At 49.2% G+C, this 12,918-nt stretch carries 8 protein-coding genes; 3 read left to right on the forward strand and 5 right to left on the reverse strand.

What is annotated here, in order from left to right:
• Positions 1 to 566 precede the first annotated feature (566 nt).
• Positions 567 to 875, forward strand: a complete 309-nt coding sequence (locus tag ACFW2W_RS15670) for an RNA recognition motif domain-containing protein (RefSeq protein ID WP_378179789.1) — start codon at positions 567 to 569, stop codon at positions 873 to 875.
• Positions 876 to 968: 93 nt separating this feature from the next.
• On the opposite strand, the gene ACFW2W_RS15675 is transcribed toward ACFW2W_RS15670, so the two are convergent.
• The 3 genes from ACFW2W_RS15675 to ACFW2W_RS15685 all read right to left on the reverse strand — a co-directional run bounded on the left by ACFW2W_RS15675 (position 969) and on the right by ACFW2W_RS15685 (position 4,583).
• On the reverse strand, positions 969 to 1,367 hold the full coding sequence (locus tag ACFW2W_RS15675) for a hypothetical protein (protein ID WP_378179792.1): 399 nt from the start codon (positions 1,365 to 1,367) through the stop codon (positions 969 to 971).
• A 347-nt stretch (positions 1,368 to 1,714) separates the two neighbouring features.
• The gene (locus ACFW2W_RS15680) at positions 1,715 to 2,929 is read right to left on the reverse strand and encodes a DUF790 family protein (RefSeq protein ID WP_378179794.1); all 1,215 of its coding nucleotides are present in this window, start codon (positions 2,927 to 2,929) and stop codon (positions 1,715 to 1,717) included.
• A gap of 130 nt (positions 2,930 to 3,059) precedes the next feature.
• Positions 3,060 to 4,583, reverse strand: coding sequence for a DEAD/DEAH box helicase (locus ACFW2W_RS15685; protein ID WP_378179797.1), 1,524 nt, complete (start codon positions 4,581 to 4,583; stop codon positions 3,060 to 3,062).
• Between the two features lie 411 nt (positions 4,584 to 4,994).
• Between ACFW2W_RS15685 and ACFW2W_RS15690 the strand changes: the two genes are divergently transcribed.
• On the forward strand, positions 4,995 to 9,812 hold the full coding sequence (locus tag ACFW2W_RS15690; protein WP_378179800.1) for a PAS domain S-box protein: 4,818 nt from the start codon (positions 4,995 to 4,997) through the stop codon (positions 9,810 to 9,812).
• A gap of 24 nt (positions 9,813 to 9,836) precedes the next feature.
• On the opposite strand, the gene ACFW2W_RS15695 is transcribed toward ACFW2W_RS15690, so the two are convergent.
• Positions 9,837 to 10,577 (reverse strand): Uma2 family endonuclease, encoded by a 741-nt coding sequence (locus ACFW2W_RS15695; protein WP_378179803.1) that lies wholly within the window; start codon positions 10,575 to 10,577, stop codon positions 9,837 to 9,839.
• A gap of 264 nt (positions 10,578 to 10,841) precedes the next feature.
• Here ACFW2W_RS15695 and ggt point away from each other — a divergent pair, with 264 nt between their 5' ends.
• The gene (ggt, locus tag ACFW2W_RS15700; protein ID WP_378179806.1) at positions 10,842 to 12,587 is read left to right on the forward strand and encodes a gamma-glutamyltransferase; all 1,746 of its coding nucleotides are present in this window, start codon (positions 10,842 to 10,844) and stop codon (positions 12,585 to 12,587) included.
• On the opposite strand, the gene ACFW2W_RS15705 is transcribed toward ggt, so the two are convergent.
• Positions 12,537 to 12,887: a hypothetical protein gene (locus tag ACFW2W_RS15705; protein ID WP_378179809.1), complete on the reverse strand. Its 351-nt coding sequence runs from the start codon at positions 12,885 to 12,887 to the stop codon at positions 12,537 to 12,539. The two genes, ggt and ACFW2W_RS15705, sit on opposite strands and share 51 nt — an antisense overlap.
• Between the last annotated feature and the right edge of the window lie 31 nt (positions 12,888 to 12,918).

Here is a 12,918-nt window from a genome sequence, read left to right on the forward strand (position 1 = left end):
TCGAAAAATCCTTTTGTGATTAATCGCTGCTGGCATCAGCCATCTTATCTTTACAATTTTTCTGGATAAATATGGTTAATTCCATAGAACTTACGCAGAGATCCCCCTTGCATCCCCCGATAAATTGGGGGACTTTTGCGGTTCCCCCCAATTTATTATCCACGGGTTAACCCCCTTGTTTGTTCTTGAGGATACATTTTGTCAGCACTCAGCGCTGTCCGTTTCACTGGAAAATAGGGCTATAGGAGCGGGGTTTTCTCGCCCATGCTGGTACTTAGTCTTTTGATGCGATCGCGCACCGCTATCCTGGGTTAATTGGAGAGAAGGGGAGAGAAGTGCCGCTGCAAGTGCGCGATCGCCTTTTCCCACCACATCATCCTGAATATTGCGTTTTGTAATACTTTTCTGCCGCTTTTACAGATAAATTTATAAGATGCTATCATCTCAAAGGAGAGTTGATTCGGTTGCAAGGTTTTGTTTTTATTGACTGGCTTTTTCGTCTTGGTCTTAACAGACTTCTCTCCGAAATCTAAATCTCTACATTCCTATGATTTTGGAGACGATCTATGTCTATTTATGTAGGTAATCTGTCCTACGACGTTACCGAAGCCGATCTGACCGGAGTTTTTGCAGAATATGGTTCTGTAAAGCGGGTTCAGCTACCGACTGACCGCGAAACAGGTCGTCCGCGCGGCTTCGGCTTTGTGGAAATGTCTACCGAGGCTGAAGAAACGGCTGTCATTGAAGCCCTGGATGGTGCTGAATGGATGGGTCGTGACATGAAAGTGAATAAAGCCAAGCCCCGCGAAGACAGAAGTCCGTCTGGTGGTGGTGGTGGCGGTCGGAGAAACAACAGTTTCTCTCGTCGCTACTAAAGCATAAAGTGAAAGCCCCCAGAAACGGGGGCTTTTTTATTAGGTCAATGGAGGGCGATCGCACTTTCTTCGCACTCCAGACAGGCGGAGAGTCTAAGGTCTTCGGGGATTATTACACTGCGGATTAGGATTATTTAAACATAACCAAATTCCTGGCGTGAGATTGCTGTTATTCGTAGTACTTGTGGGTGAAGGACTGGCAGGTTCGGGACTGGCTTCGGGACTAGGTTCGGGACTAGGTTCGGGACTGGCTTCGGGACTAGGTTCGGGACTAGCTTCAGGACTAGGTTCGGGACTGGCTGGCGTGTCTTGAGCTAATAACTCTTGGCTACTCGCAGTTAAGTCAGCGCGATCGGAGTCACTAACAGAATTGGAGTGATTATTAGGGCTACTAATTAGTGCAGTAGCTGGAAAACTCAGCACAATTCCAGCAGTCACAATCAACATCATGCCAACTCGCGTTTTAATTTGAGTTTTAATATCTCTATTCATCGGTTTCTACTTGGTTTCTCCTAGAATCGGGATGCACTTGATTAAAACTCATTCCTCTGTAATCGTCTTCCTACTTCCGATAGAAGTATAAGTAGTGTCTACTCAATGTTTGCGTAGTGGGCACTACTTAATAAGATTCGACTAGAGCTAAAACCACCAAAGTTAGCATTTGCAGAACTTACGCAAAGCTTATACATATAGCGTTCTTGTCGGTTCAATTTCCCTGTAGTTGCCCTTACTATGTCGCGCAAGTTGCGTAAGCCCTGATTTGTTGGTTGCTGTTACTCAACTAACCTACAACTATTATTTTTAACAGCAAGCGTATTGGTACTTATGACGACTAGATATTAATCCATTGCCGCTAACACCACCTTGGGTGCTAATTTATCTTTAAACCAAACAATTCTTGCCGGTACATCGTTCAATTTGACACCGGCTTTCTCCAAATTTAGCCTTTCCGAAATCGCTAAGATTAAGTTATCGCATTCAGCGCGACGCACCTGAGAAAACTTCTTTTGTAAGTATTCGGGACGCCAGTAGCCGACAATTTCTAGTAAGAACGTGCGACCATCGGGATGCACTAGGCGAAAGTCAGGAATCATCACACTGCCTGGAATGGGGATAAGGTCAACTTCTCTTTCTAATACCCATTCACTTTTCAGCGAGTCCCAGCGGTCGGCAAAAGACGCCTCTAACATACTGTCATAAGGCTTACCGGGTGGGTAGTGGGACACCAAACCACACTCAGAATTCAGCGTAAAGCGTCCGGTTTTCCAGTTGCCAGTGAAGGCGTCGCGGTTTTGCAGCGTGGCGCTCAAGCTCCATTTAGTCACGTGGAGTAAAGCTGGGAGGAGTTTAGCGATCGCTAACCCATAGCGCGTACTCGGCTTAAATAAACTGGTAGGGCCATCCACAGTTATCGTGAAGCCGTGATCCGCATCGCCCTCAATATATGCCATCAGTTGAAATAATTTGAGATAGCGGAATAACAGCTTATATTCGCCCGGAACGTTGCGGTGAGCATTCAGGGTAATTTGACTAGCACGATAGAAGACACCCTGCACCTGGGATAAATTGTAGCGGTGCAACAAATTTTCAGGCGTGGGAGCGTCAAACTGTGTGAGGATGCGATTCTCGGCTAAATCTGCGTAAAGTCCCAGGCGAATTTGACTTGCCAGCACTTCTCGATCCAGTTCCTGGCTGAGTTTGTCAGCTAATAAGCTTAGTGTCTGCACCGAAGCTTGGGGACTGGGAACAGATTGAGCAGCCAGCGCAAAGACTCGTTCCCGCAATTCCTGCGGTTCCAAGGGACTAACGACATCAAACGTACATAAACTGCTTTTAAGAATGTGGGCAAGTCCCCGCCTCAGACGATAATCAGGACTATCTCCTTCTAATTCCTGCAACTGGCGATCGAGTTCCCCCTGCGTGCAACCCAGCGCCTCCTGAAAACAGGTAATGAGAGCGGATGCAATCCCCAGATTCTTATCATCAATATTCAAGCGCTTCGGGACAATTGTCTCGCCATTTTGACGGTGGATTAAAAGGTCAGTAGGTAACATAAAACGGTATATTTTTTTAAACGCTCTCGATACGCGCTTTCGGTACGCAAAGATAGGCTTATACTCTACGCAACTTTGCGTAATCTTTGGCGCTACGAAAGCGTTTAAAAATGCCCAACCTAAATAATTATCAATCTTCTTTCCATTTTTCTGAAGACTCCGCTGCTTTTTTGGTAACATTAGACTTCCCGCCGTAAATTGTAGGTGGAGACGGCAAAATCTCCAATTGCTTATCTTTCTCCTCCTCTCTTCCTCTGCGTTCTCTGCGCCTTGGCGGTTCGTTTCTCTTATCTCCCCGCCGCCTCTGGGACGTACCTTCTTCGCTAGTATTTTCCGCCACCACTTCATAGAGAATAGCGCGTTTATTTTTATCTTGACTTTTCCGCAAAACCCGTCCCATGCGCTGAATAAACTCACGCTGCGAACCTGTGCCCGATAAGATAATTGCTACGCTAGCGGCGGGGACATCCACACCCTCATTTAGGACGTGGGAAGCGATCAGAGTTTTGTATTCTCCCTCCCGAAAGCGGGTTAGTATCTCGTGGCGTTCCTTCACCGGCGTTTGATGGGTAATTGCTGGGATTAAGAAATCTTGGGAGATGCGATAAACAGTGGCGTTATCAGCAGTAAAAATTAGAATTCGTTCTGCGTGATGTTCGGCGATCAAATTGGTGAGAATTCGCAGTTTGCCGTCTGTACCCAAGGCGATATCTTTCGCTTCCCGGTGGGCTAACATCGCACGGCGTCCCGCTGGCGAACCTGCACTTCTCATCACAAATTGCTGCCAGCCTTGTATGCTGCCTAGAGAAATATTTGATTCTCGCAAAAAGTTGTTGCGGAGTTGAATGAGCTGGTTGTAGCGATCGCGCTCTAGTTGCGATAACTTGACTTTAATCTGCACGATCTCATGCTCAGCGAGTGCCGAACCAGAAAGTTCCTCTGCTGTTTTGCGGTAAACTTCGGAACCAATGAGAAGATTTAGATCGGCGTGTTTGCCATCAGAACGCTCAGGAGTGGCACTGAGTCCCAGTCGGTAGGGAGCGATCGCATATTCGGCAATCACCCGATTAAAATCAGTCGGTAAGTGGTGACACTCATCAAACACGAGCATTGCATATCGATTGCCCAAGCTTTCGGCATGAATTGCCGCACTGTCGTAAGTGGCAACCAGAATCGCTGTTTTATCCCGCGAACCACCTCCCAACAATCCCACCTCTGCATCCGGAAAAGCCGCCGTCAAATGAGCATACCACTGGTGCATCAAATCCAGTGTCGGCACCACAATCAATGTACTGCGCGGTGTCGCCTGCATCGCCAGTTGAGCCAGATAAGTCTTCCCAGCCGCCGTAGGCAGCACCACCACACCCTGACGCCCCGCTTGCTTCCAAGCCATCAGCGCCTCAGTTTGATGCGGGTAGGGTTCCATTTCCATGCTGGCGACGAGTTCCAACGCCTGAAAACCCTTCGCCTCGTCGATAAAATTTGTTTCTTCCGCTTGCAGTGCTTCCACCAGTTGACGATAGTGAATCGCCGGAATGCGGAACTTTTCCACGCGATCGTCCCAAGTAGCATATTCCACCCAAGCTTTGCCCCTAGGAGGCGGATGCAATATTAAAGTGCCGCGATCAAAAGATAAAGTAGGGCTACGAGCCATTATTTTTTTAAATTCTCAATCCCCCCGCTAATTTTAGGAGAGTTAATGCACAATGCGATTGAATCGGGCAGTAATTGGAGCTTTCCCCCATGAAAGGATGAACTCATCGGGGGTAGCAAAGAGAGGCTCCCAACCTCACCAATTGTTACAGTATTGTGCAATCTTGGGCAATAGCGGAATTGGAGCCGATTTCTATGTTTGATGCTGGCATCATCAGTATTTTGAAATATACAGGCGCTAAACCTTGACATCTGGCTATGATACGGATCGAGGAGTCAATACGGTAGATGTGCGAACCAGCGATCGCGTTGGTGCGGGAAATTAGTTTTTCATTTTTCACATCAAGAATCGCTGTTGGCATTTGGGTAGTACGAAGCGCTGTAAAAGCTGAACCCGCCAGGAGAACGAAATATGTTAAAAAAAATAAACCCTCGATTACGGCGCTATTGTGTTGCTGTACTCGCCGTTGCTAGCGCCATGCTACTGACGCTGTGGATATTGCCGCACATTCAGCCGCACATTTCCCCACTTTTTTTTGCTGCCGTGATGTTGAGTGCCTGGTACGGCGGCTGGAAACCGGGGCTGCTAGCTACCGTTTTGTCTACTGTAACGATTACTTACTTTTTTATCCCTCCGTTCCATTCACTATTGTTTGGTTGGGGGGACATCCTGCGATTGGCGGTGTTTGGGTTTGTAGCATTATTCATTAGTTCGCTCAGTGCGGAATTAAAGGCTGCCAAGCAACGAGCCGAGATGAACTTATTAAAAGTACGAGCCAGCGAGGAACGGTATCGTAGCATCGTCGAGACGGCTAACGAGGGCATCTGGTTAGTTGATGCCCAACTGCGGATAGAGTATGTCAATCAGCGGTTAGCTGAGATGTTCGGCTACGGTGTAGAAGAGATGCTCGATCGTCCGATTTTTGACTTCATGGATGAAGAGGCTCGCATTCATATAGAGCGATATTTGGAGCGCGGGAAACGGGGCATCAAAGAGCAGTTTGACTTCCGTTTCCGCCGCAAAGACGGTTCGACGCTTTGGGCAATTGTCTCCACGAATCTTATTTTTAATGAAGACGGTGAATTTAGCGGCGCGAAAGGCGAAACGATGCCAAAAGCGATCGCTATGTTGACTGATGTCACCGAGCGCAAAGCGACTGAGGAAGAATTAAAACGATATCAACTTCTTTCTCAACACAGTCGTGACATTGTTTTATATGTGCATCTTGATGGTCAAATTATTGAAGCAAATCAGGCGGCTATTAAGGCTTATGGCTACGATAAATTAGAGTTGCTTTCCCTAAAAATTAACAATTTACGAGCGCCACAAACTCAGGATTTGATAGCTCAGCAAATCGAGCAGGCAGACACACAAGGTATTTTGTTTGAAACCATTCACTGCCGCAAAGATGGGAGTTTCTTTCCTGTAGAAGTGAGTGCCCAAAGCCTAGGGATTGGCGATAAAAAAATAATTTTGAGTATTATTCGAGACATTACTGAGCGCAAGCAAGCTGAAGCCTTGCTGCGGAACAGCGAAGAACGCTACCGCGCTTTTATTGAGCGTAGTTCAGAGGGAATTTGGCGGTTTGAACTTGAGCAGCCTATTTCTATAGAACTTGCAGAAGATGAGCAGATTCAGCATTTCTACCAATATGGATACTTAGCTGAATGTAATCATGTCATGGCTCAAATGTATGGTTTTGATAGTGCCGAAGAAATTATTGGGGTAAGATTAGAAGATTTTCTGATTCCCTCAGAGCCAAATAATATTGAATATTTGCGTGCGTTTATTCAGTCTGGCTACCAACTCAACGATGCAGAATCCTATGAGGTGGATAAAGAAGGAAATTCTAAATATTTCTTAAATAATCTCGTAGGAATTGTAGAAAATGGTTTTTTAGTACGAGCTTGGGGAACTCAACGGGACATTAGCGATCGCAAACGAGTGGAAGAAAACTCTCGGCACCTCGCAAAAGAGCTTCAAGAACAAGCCAGTACGCTGGATGCGATTCTTTCGGCATCTGTCGATCACATCTACATCTTCGATCGTGAAGGTCGCTACAAATATGTAAGCACTGGCGGTGCCCAAGTCGTGGGCTTCCAGCCAAGGGATTTGGTAGGCAAAACTTGGCGAGATATCGGCTTGCCAGAAGAAATCATCACACAATTCGATGCTCACAGACAAGAGGTAATCTCTAGGGGAGAACCTATCAGAAATGAGAACGACTTCTTAAGTGCTAGCGGCTTGCAGCACTACGAATATATCGTAGCCCCACTGCACAATCAGGATAAAAGCATCAAGGGCATCGCGATCATTTCCCGCGACATCACCCAGCGCAAGCAAGCCGAAGCGGCTCTGCGAGAGAGCGAAGCACGGGCGAGACGCTTGATTGAGTCAAATATCATCGGGGTTATCGTTGCGGACTTTTCTGGCAACATTCTGGAGGCAAACGATGCCTTTTGTGACATCGTCGGCTATACGCAGGAGGAAGTGTTGTCCGGAAAAGTGAGCTGGGCGCAAATAACGCCGCCAGAATATCGGCATCTGGATATGCAGGCGATGGAGGAGATGCAGCAGACAGGCACCCATACTCCCTTCGAGAAAGAATATATCCGCAAAGACGGCACCAGAGTGCCCATCTTGGTTGGGACAAGCTATCTGGGCGACTCTAACCAAATCGGTGTGGGTTTTGCGATTGACTTAAGCGATCGCAAACGCGCTGAGCAAGAGTTGCGAATATCCGAAACTCGCTTCCGGGCTTTGGTGGATCAGTCCCCGTTGAGTACGCAAATTATGGCTCCCGACGGTCGGATTCTTCAGGTAAACCGAGCTTGGGAGCAACTTTGGGGAATCACTCTTGACCAAATTCCAGAATACAACCTGTTGAAGGATGAGCAATTAGTCGCTAAAGGCATCATGCCATACATTCAACGGGCATTTGCTGGCGAAGCGGCAGCCATCCCACCAATCATATATGATGTTGCGGAGCTAGGAGATTACCAAAACCAAGAACGCTGGACGCAGTCTTTCATCTATCCCGTAAAAGATGAAACCGGAAATATTTGCGAAGTGGTTTTGGTACACGAAAATATTACGGAACGCATACGGGCAGAGGAAAGGCTTCGAGAAAGCGAGGAACGATTCCGGAAATTTTTTGAAGAGGCACCCATTGGCATCTCCGTTGTTGACTTAAACGGTCGGTTGGTCAAAATGAATAAAACCTACTGTGAGATGTTGGGATACCCAGAGCAAGAACTCAGTCAATTGACGTTTGCGGATATTACCCACCCCGAAGATGTTGAAAAAGATTGGCGCTATGCAAAGCAAATATTCAAAGGTGAGCTAGCTTGCTATCAAATAGAGAAACGTTACATCCAGAAAAATGGAGAAATTTTATGGATTCATCTTACAGCTACGGCAATTTTTAATGGCGAAGGGAAAGCTTGCTATGGATTGGGCATGGTTGAAGATATCAGCGATCGCAAGCAGTTAGAGCAAGAACGCAACCAACTTTTGCTCAACGAACAACAACGGGCGACCCAACTTCGAGGCTTGGCGGATGCTGCTTTAGCCATCAACTCTACACTCTCGATCGATCGGCGGTTGCAAGCGATCGCCGAGCAAGCGCGTACCATCATCGGTGCCCACCAGTCAGTCACTAACTTGAGCGGAAATCAAGACTGGGCGCAGTCTCTCAACGCCATCTCCCTCTCGGACAAATATGCAGCTTGGCGCGAATCCTTGGAAAAGCTCGATGGTACGGGCATCTACTCGCTTGTCAGCCAGAGGAACCGCCCGATGCGGATGACGCAAGCTGAACTGGAGGCAGATCCCGCTTGGCAAGAATTCAGCACATCTGCGGGTAAATATCCACCGATGCGAGGCTGGCTAGCCGCACCCCTGACGGGACACAACGGGAACAATATTGGTTTGATTCAACTGTCGGATAAATACGAGGGTGACTTCACCGAACAAGATGAAGCCATCTTCGTCCAGCTGGCACAGATGGCTTCCGTAGCTGTTGAGAATGCACGTCTTTACCGGGAAGCCCAAGAAGCAAACCGCATCAAAGATGAGTTTTTAGCTACCCTTTCCCACGAACTGCGAACGCCTCTCAACGCCATGCTGGGATGGACTCAACTCCTTCGTACCCGGAAGTTTGACGCCGCCACTGCCGCCCGCGCCCTAGAAACCATCGACCGGAATACAAGGGCACTGTCTCAACTGATTGAGGATGTCCTAGATGTCTCGCGGATTATTACCGGCAAGCTGCGCCTAAATGTGCGTCCCATCGAACTTGTACCCGTGATTGAGGCGGCTATCGATACGGTGCTACCTGCCGCAGAAGCGAAAAATATTCAAATAGAATCTAGATGCGATCGCTCAGTCGGACTCATTTTGGGCGATGCCGCTCGTTTGCAGCAAGTTGTCTGGAATCTGCTTGCTAACGCCGTCAAGTTTACCCCCAAGGCGGGGCGGATCGAGGTACAACTTTCAGTGGTTATGGGGAATGGGAATGAACACCCCAGAACCAACTATGCCCAAATCAGAGTCACCGACACGGGACAGGGGATTAGTGATGACTTTCTCCCTTATGTATTTGAACGCTTCCGTCAAGCCGATGGTACAACTACGCGATCGCATGGCGGACTCGGACTCGGACTCGCGATCGTGCGCCACCTCGTAGAATTGCAAGGTGGAACCGTCCGCGCCCAAAGCCCCGGACTTGGCTTAGGCGCAACCTTTATTGTGAATCTACCGCTCCGGACGGATGAAGCAGGGAGAAAGGATGAATTAAATTCTCATCTTCATCTCTCATCCGTCAACTTCGCTTCTCCCGTAACTCTGGATGGCTTGCGAGTGCTAATCGTGGATGATGAAGCCGACGCCCGCGAAGTGCTAATTGCCATCTTGGAGCAATATCGCGCCCAAGTCACGGCTGTGACGGGTGCAGGCGAAGCACTGGAAGCGCTCCACCGCTTGCAGCCAGATATCTTGGTGAGCGATATTGGGATGCCGGGAGAAGATGGCTACGCCCTGATTCGTAAAGTGAGGGCGCTGGATACACAAGGCGGAAAAATTCCGGCTGTAGCGCTGACAGCCTACGCCAGAGCTGAAGACCGTACAAAGGCTCTCCTAGCAGGCTTCCAGCTACACATTCCTAAGCCAGTCAACCCAGCGGAGTTAGCGACGGCGATCGCCAACCTCACCGGACGCATGGGAAAATGACACAGGGGCGATCGCTCTTGTCTGTTACAACTGCTCTGGGTCAACTCCCATCTGACGTAGCCGTTCTGCCAGCCGTTCTGCCCGTTGGCGTTCTTGTTCTGCCCGTTGGCGTTCTTGTTCTGCCCGTTCTTCTGACCATAGCACTAACTCACCTTCAGCATTCCACCACCGCAGCCAATAGCCAGTTCTGCCTTCGTGGCTTCCTTCCCAAACTCCCAGAAATAAATCTAATCCGGGAATCCAATAGCGCCCCGCTTCCTCTGGTGTTTGCAGTTGGTAACGTTCCGACTCCAAAGCATAGACTTCAATGCCTCCCGTATCGGGTCGGAAGATGACGTAGCGGGGAACTTGAATCACTTGTTCGTAAAAAAACCACTTGCCCACACCCTCTGTAAACTCAACCGAATATTCTTCCCCATAAGTAGCAGAGAGAAACTCCATCACCACTTGAGGAATGGTGCCTTCAGTATGCGGCGTATAGCTGCGGCGGGAATAAGCATGAGGCCAAGCTTGAACAGGTCGCACATACATCCAGTCTGGTGCTTTGCAGATAATCCGCCCTTCAATGGCTGCACACAAGGCAAAGTTAGACACGATGAGCGCGTCTTGCACTCGGTCGGGTAAGGCAATCAAGAGTTGGCGCAAAGCTGCTGCTAAAAGTGGCTGATCTGTATTCTCCACGGGGTCATCTGGCAGGGGAAAATTCTCTGGCAGATAGGGCCAGGTAATTGATAGTTGCGTCGGCGTCTGAGTGATGGGAGGCACTTTTCAAGGATGAAGGATGAAAGGTCGTGGGCAAAAAATTAGAATGGTGCTGTTCTTATGCAAGCCTGTTAAATGAAACGATCTGGGTTCGGGCTTTGCCCAGCTTCTAATATTTTCCTCATTGTACAGACTCGTTGAATCCCCTATTCTTCCTCTGCCGGAAGAGAGCAGTTCAAATCCAAACAATTATTTGAGCCAGCGGGCGAGTGATATGTTTATTGGCTATCAGGTGATTGGCGATTAGAGCGAAAAGAGAACCCAAAAATGCCCAGCTTTCTCAGGTTTAAGCGTTTTTCTCTAGCACTGGTGACAATTTTTGTCTCTGTCTCCGTGTCTTGGTGCGACAAAGCACCCGCAGCATTTATACAGCCCCTCAGAAGCAAACGGGGTATGGTTGTCTCCGCTCATCGACTGGCGAGTGACGCCGGTTTGACCATGTTACGCAAGGGAGGCAATGCAGTCGATGCAGCCGTGGCAACTGCTTTTGCCATTTCCGTTGTAGAGCCTTTTTCTGCTGGCATCGGCGGCGGGGGTTTTGCGCTGGTACGCTTGGAGAAGACTGGCGAAATCAAAGCGCTTGACTTCCGCGAACACGCCCCCCTGAAGGCAACGCAGGATATGTACCTGGATGCAGGGGGAAAGGTGCGTCCCAATGCCAGTGTGAATGGCTATTTGTCAGTAGCGGTGCCCGGAACCGTGGCGGGACTGTATGAAATCCATCGCCAGTATGGCAAACTTCCCTGGCAAGAAACGATCGCACCCGCCATCCGTTTTGCGAACGAAGGCTTTATGACCAACCCCAGCTTGCGTTTCGCCCAGGTGGCTGGAAACCGCAAGGATGCCATTCTAAATAATCCAGCAGCACGACAAATTTTTGCTCCTAACGGCACTTTGTTTGCACCGGGAGAGAAGCTGGTACAAAAAGATTTAGCCAAAACTTTACAAGCGATCGCTCTCAATCCTCAAAGCTTCTACACCGGCGAGATTGCCCGCGCGATCGCTAGCGATATGGCAAAAAATGGGGGTTTGATTTCCCTTGAAGACCTAAAATCTTACAAAACTACCTGGCGCACCCCCGTTTGCGGCAATTTTCGCGCCTCTCGTATTTGCTCGATGCCGCCGCCTTCGTCGGGAGGCGTTCACCTGCTGGAAATGTTAAATATTATTGGGGAAACTGACTTAAAATCCCAAGGATGGCACCACCCTGACACCCTGCATCTAATGGTAGAAGCAATGCGGATCGCTTATGCAGATCGGGCCGTGCATTTGGGCGATCCGGCTTTTGTGAAAGTTCCCGTTAACGCCCTGATTAGTCCGGCATACGCCGCCAAAAGACGCCAGGAAATTAGTCTGCAACGGGCGCGATCTTCCACTGAGGTGAAGGCAGAGAATCGGGAGACGTTACAGCGCTTTGCCAATCCCAAGGAATCGCAAGATACGTCTCATTTAACGGTAGTCGATGAGGAGCGCAATACCGTCAGCCTCACGTTTACGATTAACTACGGCTTTGGATCGGGTGTGGTGGTGCCGGGAACGGGGATTCTGCTAAACGACGAGATGGACGATTTCGCTGCTGCGCCGGGAGTCCCCAACGTTTTTGGTTTAGTGGGCGGTGAAGCGAATGCGATCGCTCCGGGCAAAATTCCCCTCTCCAGTATGACCCCAACCATCGTTACCGAAAAGGGCAAGCTGCGGATGGCTGCCGGTGCGCCTGGGGGTAGCACGATCATTACTACCGTGCTGCAAATTGTCCTCAACGTCCTAGAATACGGCAGGGATGCCGGTGCCGCCGTTTCTGCCCCCCGCATCCATCATCAATGGCTTCCTGACACGCTCAACGTGGAACCTTACGGCTTAGACGCCGCCACGCTTGCAGAACTCCGCCGTCGAGGGCACAAAATCGAAGAGCGATCGCCTTGGGGAAATGCGAACGCGATCGTCGTGACCCCGGAAGGCTTATTAGAAGGTGCTGCCGATCCTCGCGGCGAAGGTGCCCCAAGCGGTTATTAAGGGGTGGAGGGCTGAGGGAAGAGGACTGAGGACTGAGGGAAGAGGACTGAGGACTGAGGGAAGAGGACTGAGTGAAGAGGACTGAGGAGTGAGGGCTGAGTGAAGAGGACTGAGGGCTGAGTGAAGAGGAGTGAGGGCTGAGGAGTGAGTGAAGAGGACTGAGGGCTGAGGACTGAGTGAAGAGGACTGAGGAGTAAGCAAAAAAGAAGTTGGCATCCTCAGCACACAAGGTTTCAAACCCCTGGCTTTTGCGATCGAGAAGAAAGAAAAAATTAGGTTGAGACACGCAGTCCGAGACATAAACAGGACTTACGCAAAGCTGATACATATA

Origin of the sequence: Coleofasciculus sp. H7-2, from assembly GCF_042747725.1 — a bacterium.
In the GTDB taxonomy this organism is placed as follows: Bacteria; Cyanobacteriota; Cyanobacteriia; order Cyanobacteriales; family FACHB-T130; genus FACHB-T130.

What these genes read in the sequence shown, in the direction of transcription:
- ggt (WP_378179806.1), top strand. Translation starts at nt 10,842, where the DNA reads ATGCCCAGCTTTCTCAGGTTTAAGCGTTTTTCTCTAGCACTGGTGACA.
- ACFW2W_RS15680 (WP_378179794.1), bottom strand. Translation starts at nt 2,929, where the DNA reads ATGTTACCTACTGACCTTTTAATCCACCGTCAAAATGGCGAGACAATT.
- ACFW2W_RS15685 (WP_378179797.1), bottom strand. Translation starts at nt 4,583, where the DNA reads ATGGCTCGTAGCCCTACTTTATCTTTTGATCGCGGCACTTTAATATTG.
- ACFW2W_RS15705 (WP_378179809.1), bottom strand. Translation starts at nt 12,887, where the DNA reads ATGTCTCGGACTGCGTGTCTCAACCTAATTTTTTCTTTCTTCTCGATC.
- ACFW2W_RS15670 (WP_378179789.1), top strand. Translation starts at nt 567, where the DNA reads ATGTCTATTTATGTAGGTAATCTGTCCTACGACGTTACCGAAGCCGAT.
- ACFW2W_RS15675 (WP_378179792.1), bottom strand. Translation starts at nt 1,367, where the DNA reads ATGAATAGAGATATTAAAACTCAAATTAAAACGCGAGTTGGCATGATG.
- ACFW2W_RS15690 (WP_378179800.1), top strand. Translation starts at nt 4,995, where the DNA reads ATGTTAAAAAAAATAAACCCTCGATTACGGCGCTATTGTGTTGCTGTA.